The sequence below is a fragment of the Flavisphingomonas formosensis genome (genome assembly GCF_009755815.1).
Classification (GTDB): Bacteria; Pseudomonadota; Alphaproteobacteria; order Sphingomonadales; family Sphingomonadaceae; genus Flavisphingomonas; species Flavisphingomonas formosensis.
In genome coordinates this window covers 53,358-77,019 of record NZ_WRPK01000009.1, presented here as the reverse complement: position 1 = coordinate 77,019, position 23,662 = coordinate 53,358, and the positions used below count along the sequence as shown (strand labels likewise).

21 protein-coding genes are annotated in these 23,662 nt (G+C 65.9%); 8 read left to right on the top strand and 13 right to left on the bottom strand.

The window, feature by feature from the left end:
* Positions 1-2 precede the first annotated feature (2 nt).
* Positions 3-1,664 carry an AMP-binding protein gene (locus tag GQY20_RS22430; protein WP_157219393.1) on the top strand — a complete coding sequence of 554 codons (1,662 nt, stop codon included), beginning with the start codon at positions 3-5 and terminating at the stop codon, positions 1,662-1,664.
* Positions 1,665-1,741: 77 nt separating this feature from the next.
* Entirely contained in the window at positions 1,742-2,725 is a 984-nt protein-coding gene (locus GQY20_RS22425) for a quinone oxidoreductase family protein (protein ID WP_157219392.1), read from the top strand.
* 66 nt (positions 2,726-2,791) lie between these two features.
* Here the strand turns inward: GQY20_RS22425 and GQY20_RS22420 are convergent, their stop codons facing one another.
* From GQY20_RS22420 to GQY20_RS22405, 4 genes are read right to left on the bottom strand one after another with little or no spacing between them, the layout of a single operon-like run.
* Positions 2,792-3,781, bottom strand: coding sequence for a hypothetical protein (locus GQY20_RS22420; RefSeq protein ID WP_157219391.1), 990 nt, complete (start codon positions 3,779-3,781; stop codon positions 2,792-2,794).
* A gap of 28 nt (positions 3,782-3,809) precedes the next feature.
* Entirely contained in the window at positions 3,810-5,468 is a 1,659-nt protein-coding gene (locus tag GQY20_RS22415; RefSeq protein WP_157219390.1) for a DUF2235 domain-containing protein, read from the bottom strand.
* A 43-nt stretch (positions 5,469-5,511) separates the two neighbouring features.
* Positions 5,512-6,426: an SH3 domain-containing protein gene (locus GQY20_RS22410; RefSeq protein WP_157219389.1), complete on the bottom strand. Its 915-nt coding sequence runs from the start codon at positions 6,424-6,426 to the stop codon at positions 5,512-5,514.
* 47 nt (positions 6,427-6,473) lie between these two features.
* On the bottom strand, positions 6,474-7,301 hold the full coding sequence (locus GQY20_RS22405; protein ID WP_157219388.1) for a hypothetical protein: 828 nt from the start codon (positions 7,299-7,301) through the stop codon (positions 6,474-6,476).
* 609 nt (positions 7,302-7,910) lie between these two features.
* Here GQY20_RS22405 and GQY20_RS22400 point away from each other — a divergent pair.
* Together GQY20_RS22400 and GQY20_RS22395 are read left to right on the top strand one after the other, a co-directional pair.
* On the top strand, positions 7,911-8,354 hold the full coding sequence (locus GQY20_RS22400) for a helix-turn-helix domain-containing protein (protein ID WP_157219387.1): 444 nt from the start codon (positions 7,911-7,913) through the stop codon (positions 8,352-8,354).
* 282 nt (positions 8,355-8,636) lie between these two features.
* Complete coding sequence (locus GQY20_RS22395) at positions 8,637-9,338, top strand: hypothetical protein (protein ID WP_157219386.1); 702 nt, start codon at positions 8,637-8,639, stop codon at positions 9,336-9,338.
* Here GQY20_RS22395 and GQY20_RS22390 read toward each other — a convergent pair.
* The 9 genes from GQY20_RS22390 to GQY20_RS22350 form a co-directional block, all read right to left on the bottom strand.
* On the bottom strand, positions 9,310-10,371 hold the full coding sequence (locus GQY20_RS22390) for an acyl-CoA dehydrogenase family protein (RefSeq protein WP_157219385.1): 1,062 nt from the start codon (positions 10,369-10,371) through the stop codon (positions 9,310-9,312). The two genes, GQY20_RS22395 and GQY20_RS22390, sit on opposite strands and share 29 nt — an antisense overlap.
* On the bottom strand, positions 10,368-11,552 hold the full coding sequence (locus tag GQY20_RS22385; RefSeq protein WP_198351124.1) for an acyl-CoA dehydrogenase family protein: 1,185 nt from the start codon (positions 11,550-11,552) through the stop codon (positions 10,368-10,370). Before GQY20_RS22385 ends, GQY20_RS22390 begins: the two co-directional genes overlap by 4 nt.
* 8 nt (positions 11,553-11,560) lie before the next feature.
* A complete protein-coding gene (locus GQY20_RS22380; protein WP_157219383.1) occupies positions 11,561-12,361 on the bottom strand; it encodes a crotonase/enoyl-CoA hydratase family protein in 801 nt (266 codons plus the stop codon).
* Positions 12,358-13,122: an SDR family NAD(P)-dependent oxidoreductase gene (locus tag GQY20_RS22375; RefSeq protein WP_157219382.1), complete on the bottom strand. Its 765-nt coding sequence runs from the start codon at positions 13,120-13,122 to the stop codon at positions 12,358-12,360. Before GQY20_RS22375 ends, GQY20_RS22380 begins: the two co-directional genes overlap by 4 nt.
* A gap of 12 nt (positions 13,123-13,134) precedes the next feature.
* On the bottom strand, positions 13,135-14,316 hold the full coding sequence (locus GQY20_RS22370) for a thiolase family protein (RefSeq protein ID WP_157219381.1): 1,182 nt from the start codon (positions 14,314-14,316) through the stop codon (positions 13,135-13,137).
* A gap of 123 nt (positions 14,317-14,439) precedes the next feature.
* Entirely contained in the window at positions 14,440-15,627 is a 1,188-nt protein-coding gene (locus GQY20_RS22365; protein ID WP_157219380.1) for an NADH:flavin oxidoreductase, read from the bottom strand.
* Positions 15,628-15,724: 97 nt separating this feature from the next.
* Positions 15,725-17,269, bottom strand: a complete 1,545-nt coding sequence (locus tag GQY20_RS22360; RefSeq protein ID WP_157219379.1) for an AMP-binding protein — start codon at positions 17,267-17,269, stop codon at positions 15,725-15,727.
* An 8-nt stretch (positions 17,270-17,277) separates the two neighbouring features.
* The gene (locus GQY20_RS22355; protein ID WP_157219378.1) at positions 17,278-18,036 is read right to left on the bottom strand and encodes a crotonase/enoyl-CoA hydratase family protein; all 759 of its coding nucleotides are present in this window, start codon (positions 18,034-18,036) and stop codon (positions 17,278-17,280) included.
* Between the two features lie 34 nt (positions 18,037-18,070).
* On the bottom strand, positions 18,071-19,234 hold the full coding sequence (locus tag GQY20_RS22350; protein ID WP_157219377.1) for an acyl-CoA dehydrogenase family protein: 1,164 nt from the start codon (positions 19,232-19,234) through the stop codon (positions 18,071-18,073).
* Positions 19,235-19,473: 239 nt separating this feature from the next.
* Between GQY20_RS22350 and GQY20_RS22345 the strand changes: the two genes are divergently transcribed.
* From GQY20_RS22345 to GQY20_RS22330, 4 genes are all read left to right on the top strand, one after another.
* On the top strand, positions 19,474-20,370 hold the full coding sequence (locus GQY20_RS22345; RefSeq protein ID WP_157219376.1) for an LLM class F420-dependent oxidoreductase: 897 nt from the start codon (positions 19,474-19,476) through the stop codon (positions 20,368-20,370).
* A gap of 30 nt (positions 20,371-20,400) precedes the next feature.
* Positions 20,401-20,916 (top strand): nuclear transport factor 2 family protein, encoded by a 516-nt coding sequence (locus GQY20_RS22340; protein WP_157219375.1) that lies wholly within the window; start codon positions 20,401-20,403, stop codon positions 20,914-20,916.
* Positions 20,917-20,920: 4 nt separating this feature from the next.
* Positions 20,921-21,682 carry an SDR family NAD(P)-dependent oxidoreductase gene (locus GQY20_RS22335; protein WP_157219374.1) on the top strand — a complete coding sequence of 254 codons (762 nt, stop codon included), beginning with the start codon at positions 20,921-20,923 and terminating at the stop codon, positions 21,680-21,682.
* A 145-nt stretch (positions 21,683-21,827) separates the two neighbouring features.
* Positions 21,828-23,558 (top strand): FAD-dependent oxidoreductase, encoded by a 1,731-nt coding sequence (locus GQY20_RS22330; RefSeq protein WP_157219373.1) that lies wholly within the window; start codon positions 21,828-21,830, stop codon positions 23,556-23,558.
* Positions 23,559-23,662 lie beyond the last annotated feature (104 nt).

Below are 23,662 nucleotides of genomic sequence, written 5' to 3'. Positions count from 1 at the left end.
TCATGAGCGCAGCCGCATCGGCCGCCCCCTCCCCCGCCCCGACCGACGTCCAGGTTCCGGCCACCTATCGTCCGGGGCCCCGCGACACGCTGATGCACGCGCTAGCGCGCGCCGTCGCCGCCGATCCCGACGCGGAGTTCGCCAATATCGGTGGGGACCGGATCAGCTATGGCGAGATCGACCGCCGCGCCAACGCCTTAGCCCGCAACCTCGCCGGGCTCGGCGTCGGCAAGGGCGATCGGGTGGTGAGCCTGTTGGACACCAGCATGGACGTGCTGGTCTGCTGGTTCGGCATCAACAAGCTCGGCGCGATCTGGGTGCCGATCAACAACGCCTATCGCGGCGAGTTCCTGCGCCACCAGATTTGCGATGCGGGCGCCCACATCGCCATCTGCGACCCGCACTATCTGGAGCGTTTCGTCGAGCTGGCGGATACGCTGCCCGATGTCCGACTGATCCTGTGCCGGAACGAGGGTCCCTTTCCGAATTGCAGCATCCCGATCCAGCCGCTCGACAGCTACAAGCAGGGCGATGGATCGCCGCTGCCGATCGTCGTCAAGCCGGCCGATCTCGCCTGCCTACTCTACACATCGGGCACGACCGGCCTCTCCAAAGGCTGCATGATCAGCCACAACTACATGTGCATGCAGGGACGCCAGCATATCCGCGCCGTCCCGGTGACGCGTGACGACGTCTATTATACGCCGCTGCCGCTATTCCATTCGGCCGCACTCAACGTCGTGCTCGGCGGGCTGGTCAACGGCATGCGCGTCGCGATCTGGCCGCGCTTCTCGCTCAGCAGCTTCTGGGAGGATATCGAGGCGTCGGGCGCCACAAACGGCATGTTCCTCGCCTCGATCTTCAGCCTGGTCGCGCATGCTCCGGACACCGAAGCGATGCATCGCTGCTTCGGCAAGCTCACCATGATCTACGGCCAGCCGATCACGCCGGAGGTACGCAAGATCTGGAAGGAGCGCTTCGGCGTAAAGATTGTCTCCTCCTGGGCCTATGGCCAGACCGAGGCGTCGCGCCTGTGCATGGCGATGCCCGGCGAGGAGCCGCCCGAAATCTGCGCCGGCCGCGTCAGCGACGAGTTCGAGATGATGATCGTCGACGATAATGACCAGCCGGTGCCCGAAGGCACGGTCGGCAACATCGTCTATCGCCCGCGCGAACCCAATGTGATGTTCGAGGGCTATTGGCGGCGCCCGGAGGAGACTGCCAAGGCCTGGCGCAACCTCTGGATGCATTCGGGTGATCTTGGCCGGCTGGAGAATGGCTGGCTGTTCTTCGCCGATCGCGCCAAGGATTATCTGCGTACCCGCGGCGAGAATGTGTCGAGCTTTGAGATCGAGCGGATCTTCCTGAAGCACCCCGCCATAGCTGAGGTCGCGGTCCACGCGACAGGCGCGCAGGATGCCGAGGACGAGATCAAGGTCACCGCCGTGCTGCGCGAGGCGGCGGCGCTGACCGAGCATGAGCTCTGCCTCTGGTCGATCCAGCAGCTCCCGCATTTCGCGGTGCCGCGCTACATCGAGTTCCGGGCCGAACTGATCAAGAACCCCACCGGCCGGGTCCTCAAATATCGCCTGCGCGACGAAGGCGTCACGCCGACGACCTGGGACCGCGAGGTCGCCGGCATCCAGGTACGCCGCAAGCGCTGAAATATCCTCGGCCATCCCAACTTTCTTCGGGATGGCGGACCATTTCGAGATCATCCCCTTCCAGGAAAGGACCCACAATGCGAGCCTGGCAGATCGAGGCACCGACCGGCGTGAGCGCGCTCCGGTTGATCGAATGCGACAAACCCCGCATCGGCGGCACCGAAGTGCTGGTCCGGCTCACCGCGCCAGGCGTCGTCCCGTTTGACGCAGCAGTGATCAACGACGAGAATGAGAAGAATTTCCCGCCCGCCTCGATGCCGCTCATTCCCGGCAATCAGGGCGCGGGCATCGTCGAGGATCCGGGCAGGTCGGGCTTCAAGGCGGGCGATCGGGTGATGTTCGGCGCCTTCCCCTATGGCTTCATGCGTGCGGGAAGCTGGGCCGATTATGCCGCTGTCGAGACGGATCATATCGCCCCGATCCCGGACTCAGTCTCCGACGGCGCAGCCGCGCAAGCCGTGGTCGCCTATCCAACCGCCTATCAGGCGCTCAAGGAAGCCGGCATGGCGCCAGGCAAGACAGTATTGGCGACCGGCATCGGCGGCTCGGTCGGCAACGCCGCCTATCAGCTTGCCAAGGCGATGGGTGCCGCGCGGGTCTTCTCCACGGCGGGATCGCCGGGCAAGGCGGCCAAGGCAGCCGAGCTTGGCTTCGACAACGTCATCGATCTGTCTAAGGAAACGATCGCCGACGGCATCCGGGCACGTGGCAGCGATGGTGTGGACATCATCATCGATTCGCTCGGCGGCCCGATCATCGGCCAGGCGGTCAAGGCGCTGGTGCGCTACGGCAAAGCGATCGTGCTGGGCTTCGCCGCCGGCCGCGAGTCGACGATCACGCTGGCCGACCTGATCCTCGTGCGTGGCAGCATCCAGGGCTATGGCGTCTATACCTGCACGCCGGAGGAATGGCGCACCGCCTGGGCCGACTTCACCCGCTTCGCCGACGCGGGCCAGATCAAGCCCCTGTTCGACCGCAGCTTCCCGTTCGCGGAGGCGCCCGAAGCGCTGCGCTATATGAACCAGGAACGGCCGTTCGGGGCGGTGGCGTTGAGCATCTGACCGGCTCGACAGCATCTCCGAGCGGCGCGCATCCCGCTCCCGGGCACGGTCTCGGCTGCTGCTTTTCTAGGAGCCGGTCGCCGGGATTTCTTCCGTCGAAGCGACCTTTACCCGGGCGGTTCCCACATTGTTGCCGTATAATCCACTTGGAAGGGCCGGTCTCAATCGCGGCCAGCCGCTCGCGGGCGTGGCTGCAAGCATGGCATCATTCACAAAGAAATAGAGATTACCGGTCATATGCGCGGTGAAGCGACCGTTGAAGCCTCCGGTGCGATCGGGCCGCAAATAAAGCGGCTGGATGAAAGCGGGCCAGCCGAAAATGCCGTGCCAGATCCGCCCGGGCCAGCTTTCTGTTCGGACAGGTTCCTTGATCTCGAACATCGGCTGAAGCCATCCGGAAAGGATGACCCGCCGATAGGGGATCGCCGGAAGGCTGACCCCCACTGGCAGCTGCGCGCTCTGCCCCATCCCCGGTCCGGCTCTATAGACACCGTCGTAGCACGGGCCGCCGACGACGACGACGGTAACGCGGATCGCATAGGTCTTGCCGCGTTCGACGGCGATGCCGAGCGGCGAGCAAGGCGTCGCGATGGCGAGCGATTGCATCACGCTCGTCTCTGGCTGCAGGATCGGTGCGAGCGGGCTGTTGTCGCAAAAGACCCCATGCCGCTCCTCCAACGGCAGGATCGCCAGCTGGGTGATCAACGCGCCGCCGAGCCAGAGGATCAACGCGATGATAGACAGGCCACAAAATGAGGGCCCAACCGTCCATTTCAGCGAATGCACGACGTGCTGATATACCGCGCCGTCATGCATGCGGTCGATCCGGCTGCGCTTCCATTGCCAAGGGCCTGCGGACGCCGCACCGGCGGCGACCCGCCAGGCGCGCCGTGCACGGCCGCGCAGGCGCAACTCATAGGGTCTGCCGTAGGCGAGCAGGGCGCCTATTGCGCCCAGAAGCGCCATGGCGGCCGCCATATTGTGGCTGATGGCCTCCACCCAAGGATGGGCGAGGCCTGCCGAATAGCGCTCCGCAAGCGCCAGCACGGGCCGCACGATGCAGCGGGAATCCGCGCACGGCCCCTCATCCTCTCCAATGAAGAAGGGGCCCCATAGCGGGATGGCGACCAACCAGACCGAGAAACCTACGGTGAGGAAGTAGAGTATTCGGCGCTTCCACACCATGTCCCAGATCGCGGCCTGGCGTTCGAGCCATGCATCCGCAACACCGTCGCCGCCGGGGGAGACGATACGCTTCGACATTTCTCTGTCCGTGCATATCCTGTCTAGAAACCCCTCTTCCAGCCAGCGTGCTTGCCGTTCCCCGGATCCGTCGTCTTGCAGCTCGCCTGCGAATTCCACGTCGAACACGCGGGGGCAGGCCGATCGGCGCATAGCCGTCGGTTCCCTCCGCGATGCGGGCAAGCACGCTCTCGTGAATGCGCACCTCGCACAGCAGGCCGTGGTCGGAACGGATCCGCCGGGCAAGCTGCGCGAGATGGGGATCGTGATCCACTCCGGACGCGGTGGACGGATCGCCGCCGCCGGGCATCACATAGCCGGCGTCGGCGATGGCCGGATCTCTCAGCGCGCGCGTCGCCACGAATGCGGGATTGTCTTGCGGTCCCTCGAGCATCGCCGCGATGCGGCGCGGCTGATAGCGGTAATAGGCGCCGAGACCGGCACGGGAGTCGTGGATCGGGCCGAAGATATTGGCCATCGACCGTACGCGCTCGACGAGCGGCCCGATCATACGAAGCGATCCGTCCAGCTCCTGGATCATCCAGAGGAGCGATACGTAGCTGAGGCTCTCGTCGGGATAACCTCCACCGACGTCGGCATGCATTCCTGCGAACCACACCTGCTTCAAGCGGCCGCGAGGAACCTTCCGGACCGTTTCGACGACATGTCCTTCGATGATCTCCTTCACGAAGCCGCCCTGCCGGACGAGCATGTCCTCACGCACCTCGTCCCACAGCAGCGGCTGGAAGGAATCGCGCTCGTCGTCGAGCGATAGCGCATGGCGAGCCTGCAGCACCCGCGGCGAGAGCTGATAATTCGGCATCGTCAGCGGCCAGATCCAGTCGTCGATGCCACGCGTGATCTCGACGATCGGGCCGCCATAGGCCGCGACCGTATCCCAGACGCCGACGAAGGCGACGTCGGTCATCACGTTGTGCGCGGGATCGTAGCGATCGCGTCCCGTCGCACGTCTGTGGAGATCGAGTATGCCATCCCGAACACGACGGGTCATCCGGGCCACCTGCTTAGCCAGCCAGCGATTGGGCCATGCCTCACGCGCGAATGCTCGATAGGCGGCGCGCGCCAAATAGGCCAGCTTGTCTTCGTCGGGCCCGACATCCGGAGAATCGCCGCGCAATATGCCCTGGCTGACGATCAGTCCGACGAGCAACCGGACAGTGAAAGATCCGCGGCTGAAGCCGAAGACGTGGATGGTGTCGCCGTCGCGATAGTTGCGACACAGATATTTGTAGAGATCCAGGATGTTGGCTTTCAATCCATATCCGAAGATACCTCCCAGAAGCGCCAGAGGGCGAAAACCCGACGTTCCGACGCCGTTGCTATAGTAGGCGATCTGCTCACGTCCCCCGCCACCCGGTGCCGGACCCAGATCGATCGCTTCGTAAAGTCGCCAGACGTTGGTCTTGAAGAGCTTCGCGCTGCTATTGCCCGTCCCATCCGAGAAGAGAATGATGGCCTTGGAATCGTTCGCCGTTCCCATATGCCTCGCCCTCCCAAAGCATTGATGACAGCCTCAGACGTCTTTAGGCGGCCGCGAGATAATCGGCCCACATATAGCCATCGGCAGAACCCTTGCCGTCGACGTCGACGAGCGCCCAATTCCCACTGCGGCTGATCACATGCACCAGTTGGCCGTTGGCATAGGTGCCCAGGCTCCTGGAGGTGATGTCCGGGCTGGCCCGAAGGTTGAGGGGCCTGGTGGAAATCACCTTGTAGTCCAGCGACACGACCGACGAAGGTTCGGTCGGCCCGACAGGTACAGGATGCCCGCCACCGGCCACACTCTGCGATAATTTCATATAGGCGTAAAAATTCTCGCCATAATATTTGGAACCGTCGAAATAGCCCTGCTTCAGGCCCCGCTGCGGATCGTAGGACCCGCTGTTGTATGCGATCGCGACGGCCGCCTTCTCCATGTCGCTGAGAGACGTGCGCCCTCGCCAATGCAGTCGCTGTTGGGCGCTTTCCAGTTCCTCAATACATTTGCCGAGCGACGCGTCGAATCGGGTATAACTCTCGCTCAAGAAATAATCGGGATCGTTGAGGAAGAACTGAATATCATATTGAAAAATCCCGTAACCGTGGCAGAATTTATTGGGGTTCTTCACGGTGCCGGAATAGCCTGATACGTAGCGCGCCATTTCCTCCAGCGCGGCTCGGGCGATAGCGAACATCTCTGTGCCGCGTGGAGCCTCCTCGAGTTCGGCGCGGCTCTTTGGAAAGGCGCGGCGGGCGTCGATCGTGTCGCCGACGCACAGCTTGAGAATATACTCGACCGTCATGTCGTCGCGCGTCCGCAGCCGTTGCCAGATATATCCCGTTTCCTGACAGGCGACGGCGGTCACCATATCGATGTCGAATGCCGTGCCCGACACTGCCTGCTCGATCTGGTCGGAGAACTGATCCTTGAACCACGCGATGTCGCTGCTGGTAGGCATGGTCGCTCCTTTGGCATGTGGCGAAGGGGAAGGTAGTGAACCGCCCGTTATCCCACCGAATCGACTGCAGCAGTCCCTGTGGAAGCGGAAACACCCGAATGGGGTACGGCCTTGTAGCCGATATAGGCGGCATGGCTGATACCCAGGAGCCAGACCATATTCTCGTCGAGCGTCGGCAAGGTCTTGAGCATCTCCGCACCGCCGGTGAACAGATGGTCCGCGATCATCGCACCATAGACGGCGATCAGCACGATCGAGATCAGGAATTGCTGGACCTTGGACAGGTCCACCGCCCCGGCATTCCCGGTCTCGTCCCCGCGGAACATGTCGAGCCAGCCCGCCCGCTTGGCGGTGGAGCGGGCAGCGACAAGCCCGTCGGCCCGGTCAATTCCGAAACCATCGCCGCTGCCGACCATCACGGAACCGTCACCGGTCTTCAACGACAGGACCGCCGGTGTGGCGACGAGCGATGCCGCGGAAATACCCATCGCGATCAGCAACTCTGGCGGAAGCGTGAAGTCGAGCGGGCCGGACGGTGCCGGCAGGCCAGGTGTGGCGGCACGTACTGCGGTATAGGTGGCGAGCGCACTGGCAACCAACACCGTCCAGGCCGTCGCTTGAAACTTGGACAGGCTGACGCGGTTGCGGCCATCAATGATGATTCCGTGCCACCGGCCATTGATGGCATCGCCGATCGTACCGACGAGAAGCAATATCGTCGCCAGCGTGATCAGCCATGTGCAGACGCGGGCATTCCCACCGGGAGCGCGAGAATAAGCCAGCCAGAAATTGGCGCCCCCTGCGCAGCCAACAGCGATCAAACCTCCGATCGCGTTGGGAATGACGCTGCGCGAAGTCCCCCGATATATCGCCATCTTTCCTGCCCCATGACCGCTCGTTGGAATTTTGCCGCCGGAGCGGCGCTTATTACATTCCAATCCGCGCCATTCCGCATTGCGATCGGCCCCAGCCATGGGATCTCCATGCTCCTGCCAAGCGTCCCAGATCAGTGGGCACATCGCAAGCCGGAGTGCGAACATCATTTTGAACAACTGGTGCGCGAACATTTGAAGACGCGGGCAAGCTATGCCACATACCGCACAACAAAGCGGCTTCATACTTATACTACGATTCGATGACTATCATATCCATCTTCTCCATATCGGTGCAATATGGCCAGGATTTGAATATAGATTGCATCTTATATCGCAAAATCTCTCATAGGTATGTTATATCTTTAATTTATGTAGAGAGTGATGATAATATCGTTATATAATAAAATTAATCGATCCATACCATTTATCACAAATAGCAGTAAATTTTATGAAAATCATGATGCATCATAATTTAATATTTATTATAATCGTTACGTGATGCGATTTTATCGAATATAGAGCGATCGTTATATATTATTTATTTTGAATATACAATAATTGAATTTCGGGACTCTCCCGCGCTCAATTCACGGATTGGGCTATGCCGTGATGAGCTCCCCTCCCGGCAATCCGCACGCTCATGCCAGCCTGGCTGTCATGACCGACTACAGCCCCGCATTGATCCCCGCCGCCTGCACGCTCGCTCAGCGTGGTGCACTGGACAAGGATCTCGCCATCGCCTTCGGCGTGTCCTTCCCGACCATCCGCGCGTGGAAGCAGCAGCATCCCGATTTCGCCGCCGCCTGCCGCCTGTCTCCCGAAGCGGCGGACGCCGCCGTCGAACGCGCGCTGTTCCGGCTGGCCGCTGGCCACGACCGCGAGATCGAACAGGTTGCCCTGAAAGACGGCGAGTTGATCCGCACCACAGTCACCGAGCACGTGCCGCCCAACGACAAGGCCGCCATCTTCTGGCTCCGCATCCGCCGGCCCGGCCGCTGGGCCGAGCCGATGGTGGTCCGGAACACGCCGTCCGATCTCACGCCGACCGAATAAGCGCTGCGCGACATCGAAGCCGATGCCTATGATGCCTGGTGCGCCGCAGTCGATGGCGAGCCCGAAGCGGAGGGCGACGACGACACGCTGGCCCGGATCGATGCGTTCGCTCCTGCGGTTGATCCGCCCGCCGCCGACGCCGATCCTCTCTTCTGTCTCGACACCCTCGGCCCAACCCGGCCATCCCAACCCTTCGACTTCGCTCAGGATGAACTGCGCCTTCGGCGCAAGCTGGGATCGCTCTCCACAGGCGAGCGGTCGGCGGATGAAACCGATCCCAGCGTGCGCTGGGATGACGCAGAACAGGGAGGCGATACCCTCCCTCATCGCATACACCCCCCTCTGCCCGATCCGATCATCGCGCCCCTCGTCGAACCCATCGACGCCGATCCGCCCGCGCCCGCAGCGCGCTACGATCCTGCCATCATCCCCGTCGCCCGCGCGCTCGCCGACCACGGCGCCCTTGACCATGATCTCGCCCACGCCTTAGGCGTCACGACCACCGCTATCCGCCAATGGACGCTCCGCCACGCCGCCTTCGCACAGGCAGCGCGTCTCTCCAGCACCGCCGCCGACGATGCCGTCGAGCACGCCCTCTTCGCCCGCGCCACCGGCTACAGTCATGTCCGCGAGAAGATCTTCCTCACGGACGATGGCGAGCCGGTCCGCACCCAAACCATCGTCGAGCGGCCGCCTTCGCTCACGGCCATCCTCTTCTGGCTCTCCCGCTGCCCCGATCATCGCTGGTCGCCCTATCGCCGCCCGGATCTCGACACCGACGAAGCCGCCGTCCTCATCGCCGAGACCCGCAAGCGCGTCGCCGACTATGACCTCCATCGCCGCCACTGGCGCGCCCATGGCTGCGCACCACCCGGCCGCGACGAGCCGGAGCCGCCCGAGTGGCTCTGCTGGGACGATGTGGAGGATTGGGAGATCGATAGCCGCTCGTGCGAGTCTAACGGCCCGCCAATGCCTTGGCGATGATCGCCGGCGCGATGCGGTCGCGGACCTGTTCCTGCGTCTCGCCGAGCACTTCGTTCATCAGCGCGCGCTTGAGGAAGAGGTGGCAATCATGCTCCCACGTAAAGCCGATGCCACCGTGGAACTGGACGGCATCCTCGGCGACCGCGCGGAACGCGTCGACCGCCAGCAGCCGCGCCTGCCCCGCGAGATGGTCCCATCCTGCCTCGCGCGCCGCATAAACGGCCGTGGCCTGGCGGGCGAGCGCATGGGCGACCTCTATCGCCACCTTATGGTCCGCGGCGCGATGCTTGAGCGCCTGGAAGGATCCGATCGGCCGGTCGAACTGCTTGCGCGTTCCCATATAGGCAACCGCCTCGGCCAGCACCTGCTGCGCCGCGCCGACGCTGTCCCAGGCCAGCGCCAGATCGAGATGCGCGCGCGCGATACGGCGCGCTTCGGCGGTCACGATGCCGATCGGCGTCGCGCCGGCCAGAGATACCCGGATATCACCGAACGGCCGGGTGCGGTCCCATACTTCGATCGCCTCGATTTCGGCATCTGCCAGGCCGACCAGCAGGACGGGGCTCCCATCATCGGCCGGGATCAGCAGCAGGTCGGTCGCGCTGGTCGCCGCCGGCACGGTTTCCAGGGTCAGTTCTGCGCCGCTCGTCGCCGCGAAGGCGATCGCGACCCGCGCCTCGCCCGCGCCGATCCGGTCGAGCAGCCCACCGGTCGCGCCGCTCCCATCCGTCACCAGCACGTCGACCGCCGCCATCGTCGCCGCGATCGTGACCGGCGCCAGGGCCCGCCCGATCTCCTCGTAAATCGGCGCGAGCGCGGCGAAGCTCTGGCCGAGCCCGCCGGATGCCGCCGCTATGGTGAGCAGCGGCCAGCCGAGCGCCGCCATCTCCGCTTCCAGCGCGCCGCTCTCGGGCAGCCGCCCGCCCCAGCCCGCGCGCCGGTCCACCTTGTCCGCGAGCAGGCGGGCGGCGACGGCGCGCAATTCCCCCGGCTCGATCGTCTCGATGGCGTCGATCGTCTCGGTCATGCTCATGCCAGCTTCTCCCGCGGCATCATGAGCACGCGCTCGGATATGATGTTGCGCTGGATCTCGTTGGCGCCGCCCGCGATGTTCCACTGATAGGAGTTCATGAAATCGAACATCCAGTTGCTGGTCTCATAGCCGGCGCCGAGCACATAGCGCGTCTCGCGCTGTGCAGCCGCGCCGCGCAGCTTCAGGCCGAGCGCGCCAAAGTCGCGCAGAATCCGGGCATAAGCGAGCTTGATGATCGAGGCGTCCCCGACCGCCTCGTTGCCGGCGATGCGCCGGGCCATCAACGTCGCGATCATCGCACGCAGCCCCTCGATGCGCGCCGAGATGTCGATGATCCGTCGTCGTGCCTCGTCGTCGATGCGGTCGGGTTCGGTGCCGTCGGCGGTGACGAGGCCGACCAGCCGCCATAGCGAACGTCCCATGCGCTCGGTCAATTCCACCAAGGTCAGGCCACGCTCGGAGGACAAAGTGGTCTGCGCCACGCGCCAGCCCTGATTCTCCTCGCCCACGAGATTCTCGACCGGGATCTCGACCTCGTCGAGGAACAGCTCGGCGAATTCCTCATCGCCGGTGATCTGGCGGATCGGCCTCGCCTCGACGCCCTTGGACTTCATGTCCATGAGCAGGAAGGTGATCCCCGCCTGCTTCGGCCCCGAGTTGTCCGTCCGCACGAGCAGCAGGCACCAGTCGGCGAACTGGCCGAGCGTCGACCAGATCTTCTGCCCGGTGACGATGTAGCGATCACCGCGCCGCTCCGCTCGGCAGCGGAGGGACGCGAGATCCGATCCCGCGTTGGGCTCGGAGAAACCCTGGCACCAGATCTCCCCTTTGAGGATCGCGGGCAGATGGCGCTGCTTCTGCGCCTCCGTACCGCATTCGACGAGCGTCATCGCGGCATGATAGAGCGAGACGAAGAACAGGCTCATCCGCGGCGCATCGGCGCGCGCAATCTCCTCGAAGATCGCAACCTGCTCGGCCAGCGAACGGCCACCGCCGGGCCATGGCTGTGGCCAATGCGGCGTCGCATAGCCGGCCGAGACGAGCCGGCGGAGCCAGTCGCGCTGCGAGGCGAGGAAGCCCTCGATATCGTCGCCGGCCTGCCGCTCGCGCCAATCAGCCGGCACATTTTCCGCCAGCCAGCCCCGCACTTCGGCACGCAGATCGTCCGCCGCGTCGCTCATCCTCCCCCTCACCTTCCCTTGAACACGGGCTTGCGCTTGCCGAGGAAGGCGTCAACCGCCTCGGCGTGATCCTCCGTTGCGTGGCACAGCGCCTGCGCGCCTGCCGATGCCTCGAGGATCGCGGACAAGCTCGCCGTCCGCCCCTCGCGCAGCAGCCGCTTGGTCATCCGCACCGCATGCGGCGGATTGGCTCTGATCCGGCCCGCCAAAGCGCGCGCAGCGTCCATCAGCTCGGCATCGGGCACGACGCGCGAGACCAGGCCGCAGGCCAGCGCTTCGGTGGCGGAGAGCAAGTCGCCGGTGAAGGCCATCTCGCTCGCCTTCGAAAAACCGACGACGCGCGGCAGCAGCCATGCGCCGCCGTCACCCGGCACGATGCCGAGCTTGACGAAGCTCTCGGCAAACTTCGCGCTTTCGCCAGCAATGCGGATGTCGCACATGCAGGCAAGGTCGCAGCCTGCGCCGATCGCCGGGCCGTTCACCGCGGCGATCACCGGCACCTCGATCGATTCGAACAACAGGGGCAGCCGCTGGATGCCGCCGCGATAGTTGCGCCGGGTATTGGCGGCGAGCGGATCGTTGAGCCCGCCACCGCTCTTCATTGTGGCGATGTTGCCGCCGGTCGAGAAAGCCGAGCCCGCGCCGGTCAGGATCACGACGCGAACGCCGATGTCGCGGTCCGCCGCCTTGATCGCCGCAACGAGCGCATCGATCGTCGGCGCATCCGAGATCGGATTGCGCAGATCGGGCTGGTTGAGGGTGAGCGTCAGCACGCCCCCCTCCTCCTCGAGCAGCAGCAGGTCGCTCACCGCGGCGGCATCCGGATGGCACCGTCGAGGCGGATCGTCTCGCCGTTCAGCATCGGATTTTCGAGGATATGGCAGGCGAGCATCGCGAACTCGTCGGGATGGCCGAGCCGCGCCGGATGCGGCACCGCCCGCGCGAGCGAACCGCGCACCTCGTCGGTGAGGCGCGAGAGGATCGGCGTGTCGAACGTGCCCGGCGCGATCGTGCACACTCGGATCTGACGCCCCGCCAGGTCACGCGCCGCGACCAGCGTCATGCCGACGACGCCGGCCTTGGCCGACGCATAGGGGATCTGGCCGATCTGCCCTTCATAGGCGGCAACCGACGCGGTGAGCACCACCGCGCCGCGCTCGCCGTCCACGCTGTCGGTCTTGGCGATTCTGGCTGCGCCGAGACGCAGCACGTTGAAGCTGCCGATCAGATTTATTCGGACGACCGTCTCATAGGTTTCGAGCGAGCCAGGAAACCCGTTCTTGTCGACCACGCGGATCGGCCCGCCGCGTCCCGCGCAATGGACCACCGCGCGCACGGCCCCCATCTCATCGGCCGCATCGAACACCGCCTCCATCTGCGCCTCGCTGGTGACGTCCGCCGCGACGAAGCGCGTGCCGCCGCCAATCTCCTCCGCCACCGCGGCGCCGTTCGAGCCTTCGAGATCGGCGATCACGACCTTGGCGCCCTGCGCCACCAGCCGCTCCGCGCTCGCCCGTCCCAGTCCGGAAGCGCCGCCGGTAACGACCGCGACGATACCTTCGATCTTCATGCCCCTGTCCCTTCAGATACGCTCGATGATGGTCGCGTTGGCCTGTCCGCCGGCCTCGCACATGGTCTGCAGGCCGTAGCGGCCGCCGCTCTCCTCCAGCCCGTTGATCAGCGAGGCCATCAACCGCGTGCCCGACGCGCCGAGCGGATGGCCGAGCGCGATCGCGCCGCCCCGCGGATTGAGCCGCGCCGGATCGGCCTTGAGATCCTTGAGCCAGGCGAGCGGAACGGGCGCGAACGCCTCGTTCACCTCGAACTGGTCAATATCGCCGACGGTCATCCCGGCCTTCTTGAGGATGCGCTGCGTCGCCGGGATCGGCGCGGTCAGCATCAGCAGCGGATCGTCCGCGACGACGTCGAATGCGACGAAGCGCGCGCGCGGCGTGAGACCGAGCTTGTTCGCCATCGCCTCCGACATGATGAGCGCGACGGACGCGCCGTCGGTGATCTGCGAGCTGTTGCCGGCTGTGATGCTCCAGCGGATCTCGGGGAAGCGCGCGGCGAGCTCGTCATTGTTGAACGAGGTCTTGAGCTGGGACAACCCCTCCGGGGTCGTGCCGACGCGGATCGTCTCGTCCTGGCTCACCGTGCCGCCCGGCGTCTCGATCGGTACGATCTCCCGGGCAAGGCCGCCCGCGGCGCGCGCCTTCTCGGCCAGTGCGTGCGACTGCGCGGAATAGGCGTCCATCGCCTCGCGATCGATGCCCCAGCGCGCGGAGATCAGCTCGGCCGAAATGCCTTGCCCGACCATGCCCGGAAAACGCTGCTCGAAGGCGACGCCATGCGGATCCTTGCCCATGCGCGCGCTGCCCATCGGCACGCGGCTCATCGATTCGATGCCGCCGGCGAGCACGATGTCGTAGGCGCCCGCCGCAATGCCTTGCGCGGCGAAATGCACCGCCTGCTGGCTCGACCCGCAGCGCCGCTCGACCATCGTGCACGGCACGTGCAGCGGATAGCCCGCAGCCAGCCAGGCGGTACGCCCGGTGGGCACGGCCTGCTCGCCCGCCTGGCTGACGCAGCCCATGATCAGGTCATCGACCATGCCGGGATCCAGCGACGGGTTGCGCTCCATCAGGCCGACGATGGTCTGCGACAGGAGGTCGGCGGGATGCATTTCGGACAGGGCGCCGCCTGCCTTGCCGCGCCCCATCGGGGAGCGGACGATATCGACGATCACAGGGTTATTCTGCATCAGGTCTTCCAGCGTTGGAGGCCCTGACCGTCATCGGCCCGGGCGAATATGGTTCATCTGGTCGGGCCGGCCGGACGGCGGAGCAAGGGCGAACCCCAACAGTTCTCCGCCAAGCAATCCGCATTACGTCAGGGTGCGAAGATCGACTTCCGCGTCATAGGCGCGGATCGCTTCACCCTGCCGTGACTTGCGCGCCCAATGCGGATCGCCGAGCATCGCGCGCCCGACTGCGACGAGATCGAACTCGCCCGCCTCGAACCGGTCGAGCAGCAGCTCGACATTGTCGACCGCCGCCGCCTTCTTGCCTGTATCGTAGACGCCTTGGTTGATCCCGACGCCGCCGACCGCCATCGAGAGCTTGCCGGTGACCTTGCGCGCCCAGCCGGCGAGGCTGAGCGGCGATCCCTCGAAGGCGGCGCGGTTGAAATAGCGCACGCTGGCATCGAACACGTCCACGCCGGCATCGGCGAGCGGGCACAATATCTCGGCCAGCTCCTCGGGCGTGTCGGCCAGGGTCGCGCGAAAATCCTGCTGCTTCCATTGCGAGAAGCGGAACAGGATCGGACGGTCCTCGCCGATCGCGGCACGGATCCGGCGGACGATCTCGACCGCGAAGGCGGTGCGGCGGACGCGGTCCCCGCCCCAGCGATCGTCACGCTGGTTGGTGCCTTCCCACAGGAAATTGTCGATCAGATAGCCATGGCCGCCATGCAGCGCGATGCCGTCGAAGCCAACGTCGATCGCATTGCGCGCGCAGCGCACGAAGGCATCGATCGCCTGTTCGATCCGCTCCTCGCTCATCGGTTCGCCAACCTTGGGATCGGCTGGGATCTTGTCCGCCGCGATCGAGGTCATGCGGCCGAGCGGGCCCCAGATGCCGGAAGGGCTGATCGTCGGCTCCTCGGGATGGGTTCCCGTCCCGGGCTTGCGCAGCACGCCCTGGTGCCAGAGCTGGGCGACGATGCGGCCGCCCGCCGCGTGCACGCCCTTCACCACCTCGCGCCAGCCGGCGAGCGGCGCATCGCCTGCGAGCAGGGGCACGTCCTTCTCGTCGAGGCCGGCATCGCCGAGCGCCGCGGGATCGTCGATCGCGACACCCTCGGTCACGATCAGCCCGCAATGCCCCTCGGCACGGCGGCGATAATAGGCCGCCACGTCCGCACCGGGAATGCCGTCCGGGCTGAAGCCGCGCGTCATCGGCGCCATCACGACGCGATTGCACAGCGTCATGCCGCGGATCGTCAGCGGCTGGTACAGCGGCTCGCGTGAACGGCGCTGGTCGGCGGTCTGGGAGAGGTTGGTCGTTTCCATCGTCCAACCCCTAGCGGGCTTGGCTGGCGCACAGAACTATGCGGGCGGGCAAGGCAACGGCCGCTGCAAGTAGAGGCAAAGCGGGGGTGAATAAACCTCAATTCACCCGCCGGTCCACCCCCCGCCAATAGGGTTCACGCAGCTCCCGTCGCAGTACCTTCTGCCCTGCATTGCGCGGCAGCTCCGCGACAAGCGCAAGCTGCCGAGGCACTTTGAACCCGGCGATACGCTGCCGAGCCCACGCCGCGATCGTCTCAAGCGTCGGCGCGCTCCCCTCCCGCGGCACGACGATCGCCATCACCTCCTCGCCCCAGCATTGCGAAGGCACACCGATCACCGCCACGTCGGCGACGTCGGGATGGCCGAAGATCGCATTCTCGACCTCGGCCGGATAAATATTCTCGCCGCCCGAGACGATCATGTCCTTGGTCCGGTCGAGCACATAGACATAGCCTTCGGCATCGATCCGGCCGACATCGCCGGTGCGCAGCCAGCCCTCGGGCGTGATCGCCGCGGCCGTCGCCTCCGGCAGGCGCCAATAGCCCGGCATCACCGCGGCCGAGCGGATGAGGATCTCGCCCGGCCCACCCGTCGGCGCGATGCGCCCCGCCTCGTCCAGGATCGCAACCTCGACGCCGGGCATGGCGCGGCCGGCCGAGCGCAGGCGATCGGCAATGCCCGAAAGATGATCCTCGGGCGACAGCGCCACGACCCCGCCCGCCGCCTCGCTCATCCCGTACATCTGGACGAAGCCGCAGCCGAAGGTGGCGAGCGCGCGTCGCAGCAGCTCCTCGGGGATGGGCGATGCGCCATAGGTGATGACGCGCAACGAAGAGAGATCGGTCGCTCCTGCCGCCGGATGATCGAGGATCTGCCGCATCGCCGCGGGCGCGAGCAGCATGTGCGATACATGCTGGCGCGCGATCAGCTCCAGGGTCAGCGCCGGCGAGAATTCCCGCCCGATGACGATGCGCCCGCCGCCATAGAGGCCGAACAGCGCATAGGCCGTACCCGCGATATGCGCGACCGGCAGGATGGCGAGCGTGGTATCCGTCCGCCCCGGAAACCAGGGGAGCCCCGCACGATAGCCCGGCGCGCGCAGCGCCAGCATGTTGCGGTGGCTGAGCATCGCGCCCTTGGGCCGCCCGGTCGTTCCCGACGTATAGACCTGGAATACTATATCGTCGGCATCGGGCAGCGGCGCGTCGGCCAGCGCCGGATCGTGCCGCGCCCAGCCGAGCAGCCGGGCATCGGCCCGCAGCGCACGCGCCGCGTCGGCAAAACTCTCGTCGCTGAACAAGGCGACCGCACCGGAATCCGCGAGGATGAATTCCCATTCCTCCTTGGCCAGCCGCCAGTTGAGCGGAACGAGCACCGCGCCGAGCCGCGCGAGCGCGTAGAGCAGGACGAAATAGACGTCGCTGTTCTTGCCGAGGTAGGCGACCCGCTCGCCGCGCCGCACGCCCTCCCTGGCCAGGGCGCCGGCAAGGCCGCTCGACGCGTTGCGAAGCGCGGCATAACCGGTCTGCCGCCCCTCGAAATCGAGTGCGACCGCGTCCGGCGTAGCCTGCGCGTGCCACGCCAGCACATCCCACAGCGTGCGCAGGCGATCATGGTCGATCGGCGGCGCGGCGGCAGACATCGACTGGCCTATTCGCCGCGCCAGACGGGCGCGCGCTTCTCGGCGAAGGCCGCCGCGCCCTCCTTGGCATCGGCCGAGGCGAAGACGGGGGCGGTCAGCACGTTCTGGCGTTCGAACAATTCGTCCACCGGCCATTCGAGGCTCTCGCTCAGCACACGCCGGCTGACCGCCACCGCGAGCGGCCCGTTGGCGGCGATCTTGCACGCCATCTCGATCGCGGTCGCCAGCGCCTCGCCGGTCGGCACGACGCGATTGACGAGGCCATGCGCGGCGAGCGTCGCGGCCGGCATCATGTCGCCGATCAGCACCATCTCGGTCGCGATCTTGATCGGGATCTGCCGCGGCAGGCGGACAAGCCCGCCCGCATTCGCCACCAGTCCGCGCTTGACCTCGCTCAGCCCGAACTTCGCGCTCTCAGCCGCGACCACCATGTCGCAGGCCAGCGCCAGCTCGCACCCGCCGGCGAGCGCATAACCCTCCACCGCGGCGATGAACGGCTTGGCGAGCTTCGCCTGCGCCATGCCCGCGAAGCCGGTGCCGGGCATCCTCACCACCTCGCCGCGCAGGAAGGCCTTGAGGTCCATGCCCGCGCAAAAAGTGCCGCCCGCGCCGGTCAGCACGGCGACGCGGATGTCCGGATCGGCGTTGATCCGCTCGACCGCGGCGCCGACCGCTTCGGCTGTCTCGCGATCGACCGCGTTCTTCGCCTCCGGCCGGTTGAGCGTGATGATCGCGACGCCTGCATCCACTTCGAACCCGACGGCCATTCCAATCCTTTCCCTGATCATTGCCAAGCGCTACTCAGAGCGAGCGCGCGATCAACAGCTTCATGATCTCGCTGGCACCGCCATAGATGCGATAGGCGCGTGCATCCTTATACATTTCGGCGATCGGATATTCGAGCATATAGCCATATCCGCCGAATAGCTGCAGGCATTCGTCGACGATCTTCGCCTGCGCCTCGGTCACGAACAGCTTCGCCATCGATGCGGTCGCCGCGTCCAGCTTGTTCTGGAGCAACATGTCCGTGCAATGATAGAGGAAGGTCTTCGCCACCGTCGCCTGGGTCTTGCATTCGGCGAGCTTGAACTGCGTGTTCTGGATGTCGAACAGCGTCTTCCCGAAGATCTTGCGGTCCCGCACATAATCCAGCGTCACCGTCAGCGCCGCCTCGATCATGCCGATCGCCTGCCAGGCGATGACCAGCCGCTCCTGCGGCAGCTTTTCCATCAGCATGGCGAAGCCGCGGCCTTCCGTGCCGCCAAGCAGATTCTCGGCGGGCACGCGCATGTCGTTGAAGAAGATTTCGGCGGTGTCGCGCCCCTCCTGCCCCAGCTTGTCGAGCAGCCGCCCCCGCGCGAAGCCGTCGACCTTGTCAGTCTCCACCGCGAAGAGCGAGATGCCCTTCGCGCCCGCGCCGGGATCGGTCTTGGCGGCCACGACGATCAGCGTACCGTGCAGCCCGTTCGAGATGAACGTCTTCTGGCCGTTGAGGACATAATGGTCGCCGTCGCGCCGCGCGATAGTGCGCATGCCCTGCAGGTCGGAGCCCGCAGCGGGCTCGCTCATCGCAACCGCCAGGATCGTCTCGCCGCTCACTACGCCCGGTAGCCAGCGGGCCTTCTGCTCCTCCGAGGCATAGTCGACCAGATAGGGCGCGACGACGGCATTGTGCAGCGACAGGGCGAAGCCGAGCGCGTTCTTGAGCCCCTGCCGTTCCATCAGCACCGCGTCGTAGCGGAAATCCACGCCCGGCCCGCCATAGGCTTCGGGCACGCACAGCCCGAGCAGCCCGGCACGACCGGCAGCGCGCCACGTCTCGCGATCCACCGCCCCTTCCTCGCGCCAGCGCGCGGTCTCGGCCGGCGAGGCATGATCGTCCAGGAAGCGGTCGACCGCATCCTCGAACATGCGCAGTTCCTCGCTGTCCATGAAAGCCGGGCGCGGCAGATCGAACGCAGCCAATTTCCAACCCCTCCACCCAATCGTCTCCCCCCGATGCGGCACGGCGGCGGCGCGGGCCAGCGCTGGACGCGCGCCGGGCAACATCGGGTTCGGCCAGAGGCAAAGCGCAGCCGCCGGGCGCGTCCCGCTTGCTCGCTCCGGAAGCGCCGCTTGATGCTGGGCGAACTCCGGCGGGCAGCGCTTTTGCTCCTGCCCCGCGCCCGATAGCCGTCCGTCAAACGAAGCGGATGGAGAGAGGCATGAAGGTCGGGATTTGCTGCGCGGGGGTCGGCGAGGCTGCGAGCGGCCTTATCGTCCGCCGCTCGGCGCAGGCCGCGGAGCGCGCCGGCTTCTCGACCTTCTGGATCGGCGAGCATGTCTTGCTGTTCGGCCGCTATCCGGAATCGCGCTATCCCTATGTCGGCGATTACGGCACCGACGTGCCGATTCCCGATCCGCGGGTGCCGATCGTCGATCCGCTGATGGCGATGGCCTGGGCGGCCGCGGCGACCAGCCGGATCGAGGTCGGCAGCGGCATTCTGATCCTGCCGCAGCGCAATCCCGTCGTGCTCGCCAAGGAAATCGCGACGCTCGATGCGTTCAGCGGCGGGCGCGTCGTGCTCGGGGCCGGCATCGGCTGGTGCAAGGAGGAATATGACGCGGTCGGGGCGGACTGGCCCCATCGCGGCAAGCGCATGGACGAGCATATCGCGGCGCTGCGCAGCCTGTGGCGCGACGCACCCGCCCGTTTCGCCGGCGAGACCGTGTCGTTCGACGACGCCTATCTCTATCCCAAGCCGGTGCGCGGCAACGACCTGCCGATCCTGATCGGCGGAGAGAGCGATCCCGCGCTCAGGCGCGTCGCGCGCTCGGGCGACGGCTGGATCGCATTCAAGCTGCCGGTCGAGGAGGCGCCGGCGCGGATCGCGAAGCTGAAGGCGCTCACCCGCGATGAAGGCCGCGATCCCGAGGCGCTGCGCATCGTCTGCGGCATCTTCAGTTCCACCGACATCGACGATTTGAAGCGCTATCGCGACGCAGGCGTCACCGAATTCAATCTCGTCACCGCCGGCGAGCTGCCGCTCGACGAAGCAGGGCTCGCAAACGGCATCGCCGCTTTCGGCGAACGTTTCGTCGAAGCGGTCGCGACCTGGTGAAGGGTGAAGGCACACAGGAGGGAAGCGGACATGGCCGAAACCGACATCGAAGCGATCAAGCAAGTCGTCAATCTCTATGGCTTCGCGGTAGACACGCAGCGCTGGGCGCTGTTCGACCGTATCTTCACCGACGATATCGACGCGGATTACAGCCCGTCGGCGCATTGGCGCGATCTCGCGACGTTCAAGTCGGACTTCGCCGTCTATCATGACCCGTTCGACGCCACCCAGCATGCGATGATGAGCCATCTCGTTCATGTCGACGGCGATCGCGCCAACGCGCTCACCTATGCGACCTGGCGGCTGATCCGGCGCGGCCTCGACGGCGGCAGTTTCTGGGAAGGCCAGGGCTGGTATGACGATGGGCTGGTCCGTACCGCGCAAGGCTGGCGGATCGGCAAGCGGGTGTGCCGCATCGTCTGGTGGGGCGGCAATCCGCTGGTCAACGAGACGGTGCCGGGCGTGAAGTTCGAGCTGGAGTCCACCGCGCTACGCCGCGAGGGCGATCGGGGTACGGTCGCCTTCCTCTCCGCTATCGAGGGCTGAGGCAATGGCGCGGCTGGAGGGCAAGGTCGCGGTGGTGCTCGGCGCGTCGGCCGCGGGCGGCACCGGCTGGACGATCGCCGAGACGCTTGCCGCCGAAGGCGCGCATGTCGTCGTCGCCGCCCGGCGGCGCGGTCCGCTGGAAACGCTGGCGCAGCGAATCGACGGCCATGCCGTGGTCTGCGACGCCGGCGTGCCCGAGCAGGTCGCGGCGCTGGCGCAGGAGGCGCGGGATCGCTTCGGCCCAATCGACATCGCGGTGAACTCCGCCGCCCTGCCGATCATGGGCCTGATCGGCGAAACGCCGCAGGCATCGGTCGAGCGCGCACTCTCCGTGAACTATCTCGGCCAGGTCAGCTTCGTGCGCGAGATGGCGGCGGCGATGCGCGACGGCGGGCTGATCGCGCTGATCTCCTCCTCCGCTGCGATGCAGCCGATCCTGCCTTTCTTCCCTTATGCCTGCGCCAAGGCGGCGACCGATTGCCTGGTCCGCTTCGCCGCGCTCGAATATGGCCCGCGCGGCATCCGGGTGAACTCGATCCTTCCCGGTCCGATCAAGACCGAGCTCGCCGCCCCGCTCTTCGCCAATCCGGCCGCCGAGGCAATCATGGCGCGCGAGGTTCCGCTCGGCCGCGTCGGCCTGCCGGAGGATTTTGCCGAAGCCGTGCTCGCTCTGGAGCAGGCGCGCTATGTCAGCGGAGTGAACCTACCAGTGAGCGGCGGCATGCATCTGACGCGCGCGGCGCGTATGGATGAGCTGCCGGTATAAATTTCCAGAGCCTCTCCCGTAAGCGGGGGAAGCTTTAGAAATCATTCTTGCCCCCACCCGCAACCACGCGCGTCGCCAGCCGCACTCCCGTCGCGCTTCCGGGCGCGTCTCGTTAGTCTCGCCCGCAACAGGCCAGGAGAGGTTTATGGAGATTTACGACGTCATCGTAGCCGGATCGGGCGCGGCTGGCATGACGGCCGCAGTCCGCGCGCGCGAGCTTGGTCTGAGCGTGCTCGTAATCGAGAAGGCGCATAAATATGGGGGCACTTCCGCTACCTCGGGTGGGGTGATCTGGGTGCCCAATCATCGTCTCGGGACCGATGACAGCAAGGAGGAAACCTTCCGCTATCTCGATGCCGTCACGAGCGGCCCGATCCGACGCGACCGCGTCGAAGCGTTCGTCGACACCGGATCGGAGCTGGTCGCGTTCCTGAAGAGCATCAGCATGGAGCCGGTGGTGATGCCCTGGCCCGATTATTTCGCGGAAGCGCCCGGCGCGCGGGCCGACCGCTCGATCGTCTTTCCTATCTATGACGGCCGCAAGCTCGGCGACCATTTCACCACGATGCGCGAGCAGTTCACCCGGTTCAAGCTGTTGAACCGCTACACGATGGACTTCGTCGAAACCAACACGATCGCATCTCGCGCCAAAGGCTGGCTACTGACCCTCGCCAAGGTCACCGGCCGCTACTGGACCGACTTCGGCACGCGCCGTCTCACCCGGCGCGATCGGCTGATGAGTCTCGGCGGCGCGCTGATCGGCCCTCTGCGCCAGCGCCTGATCGAAAAGGGCGTCGAGGTGCGGCTCGGCACTGCGGTCGAGGAACTGGTTGTCGAGGGCGGTCGCGTCACCGGCGTGCGCACCCGCCGCTACGGCAATGTCGCCACTATCCAGGCGCGCCAGGGCGTGATCGTCTGCGCCGGCGGCTTCGAATGGAACCAGTCGCTGCGCGACCGCTTCTTCACCGTGCCCGGCAGCATCCGCTGGAGCAGCACGCCCGAGGACGCAAACGACGGCAAGCTGCTTGAGGCCGGGCTCGCCATCGGTGCCGACACCGAATTCACCGAGACCGGCTGGTGGGTGCCGACCATGCCGACGCCGATCAAGGGCGTCTCCAATTTCGAGGAGATTCACCAGGCGGTGTTCGACGTCGGCCGCCCGCACAGCGTCTGCGTCAACCGCAACACCGAGCGGTTCGTGAACGAGGCGTGCGGCTATGACCGGTTCGGCGATGCGATGCTGCGCGATCAAGTCGCCACGGGTGCGAACACGCCCTGCTGGCTGATTTTCGATGCCACCTTCCGCTACAAATTCCCCGCGGGCGGGATCATGCCCGACGCGATCATGCCCGATCGCAGCATTCCACCCGACTGGTGGGATCATTATATCTTCAAGGCCGACACGCTCGACGCGCTGGCCGACAAGATCGCGCTCGACGGCGAGAAACTGAAGCAGGTGGTCGCGCGAATGAACGACTATGCCCGCACCGGCAAGGATCCCGAATTCGGCCGCGGCGACACCGCCTATGATCGCAATTTCGGCGATCCCACGCTCATACCCAATCCCTGCCTGGGCACGATCGGCAAGGCGCCCTTCTACGCCATCCCGGTCAATCTCGGCGACCTCGGCACCAAGGGCGGCCTCAAGGCGGACGCCCGCGCCCGCGTGCTCGATCGGGAGGGGCAGCCGATCCCGGGCCTTTATGCCGCAGGCAATGCGTCGGGATCGCCGTTCGGCAACTGCTATCCCGGTGCGGGCGGCACGATCGGGCCGGCGATGGTGTTCGGTTTCATTGCGGCGAACGACATTGCCGAGCAGGCGCGGGCTGCGTCGCTTGGGGGCTATATGCATAATCAGGCCGCTGCTGCGGAGTGACGGCACTTCACTCGCTTGCGCTCTTCTTCTTTCGTCATCCCGGACTTGATCCGGGATCCATTTGCCGCCGCGTTGCCAATGAAGCGCCGCGCTGCGGCTAATGG

Excerpts from the sequence above, each read along its gene's own strand:
- GQY20_RS22370 (WP_157219381.1), bottom strand. The coding sequence starts at position 14,316 with ATGCAGAATAACCCTGTGATCGTCGATATCGTCCGCTCCCCGATGGGG.
- GQY20_RS22410 (WP_157219389.1), bottom strand. The coding sequence starts at position 6,426 with ATGCCTACCAGCAGCGACATCGCGTGGTTCAAGGATCAGTTCTCCGAC.
- GQY20_RS22385 (WP_198351124.1), bottom strand. The coding sequence starts at position 11,552 with ATGAGCGACGCGGCGGACGATCTGCGTGCCGAAGTGCGGGGCTGGCTG.
- GQY20_RS22330 (WP_157219373.1), top strand. The coding sequence starts at position 21,828 with ATGGAGATTTACGACGTCATCGTAGCCGGATCGGGCGCGGCTGGCATG.
- GQY20_RS22365 (WP_157219380.1), bottom strand. The coding sequence starts at position 15,627 with ATGGAAACGACCAACCTCTCCCAGACCGCCGACCAGCGCCGTTCACGC.
- GQY20_RS22340 (WP_157219375.1), top strand. The coding sequence starts at position 20,401 with ATGGCCGAAACCGACATCGAAGCGATCAAGCAAGTCGTCAATCTCTAT.
- GQY20_RS22375 (WP_157219382.1), bottom strand. The coding sequence starts at position 13,122 with ATGAAGATCGAAGGTATCGTCGCGGTCGTTACCGGCGGCGCTTCCGGA.
- GQY20_RS22390 (WP_157219385.1), bottom strand. The coding sequence starts at position 10,371 with ATGAGCATGACCGAGACGATCGACGCCATCGAGACGATCGAGCCGGGG.
- GQY20_RS22430 (WP_157219393.1), top strand. The coding sequence starts at position 3 with ATGAGCGCAGCCGCATCGGCCGCCCCCTCCCCCGCCCCGACCGACGTC.
- GQY20_RS22355 (WP_157219378.1), bottom strand. The coding sequence starts at position 18,036 with ATGGCCGTCGGGTTCGAAGTGGATGCAGGCGTCGCGATCATCACGCTC.
- GQY20_RS22335 (WP_157219374.1), top strand. The coding sequence starts at position 20,921 with ATGGCGCGGCTGGAGGGCAAGGTCGCGGTGGTGCTCGGCGCGTCGGCC.
- GQY20_RS22425 (WP_157219392.1), top strand. The coding sequence starts at position 1,742 with ATGCGAGCCTGGCAGATCGAGGCACCGACCGGCGTGAGCGCGCTCCGG.
- GQY20_RS22405 (WP_157219388.1), bottom strand. The coding sequence starts at position 7,301 with ATGGCGATATATCGGGGGACTTCGCGCAGCGTCATTCCCAACGCGATC.
- GQY20_RS22360 (WP_157219379.1), bottom strand. The coding sequence starts at position 17,269 with ATGTCTGCCGCCGCGCCGCCGATCGACCATGATCGCCTGCGCACGCTG.
- GQY20_RS22415 (WP_157219390.1), bottom strand. The coding sequence starts at position 5,468 with ATGGGAACGGCGAACGATTCCAAGGCCATCATTCTCTTCTCGGATGGG.
- GQY20_RS22400 (WP_157219387.1), top strand. The coding sequence starts at position 7,911 with ATGAGCTCCCCTCCCGGCAATCCGCACGCTCATGCCAGCCTGGCTGTC.
- GQY20_RS22345 (WP_157219376.1), top strand. The coding sequence starts at position 19,474 with ATGAAGGTCGGGATTTGCTGCGCGGGGGTCGGCGAGGCTGCGAGCGGC.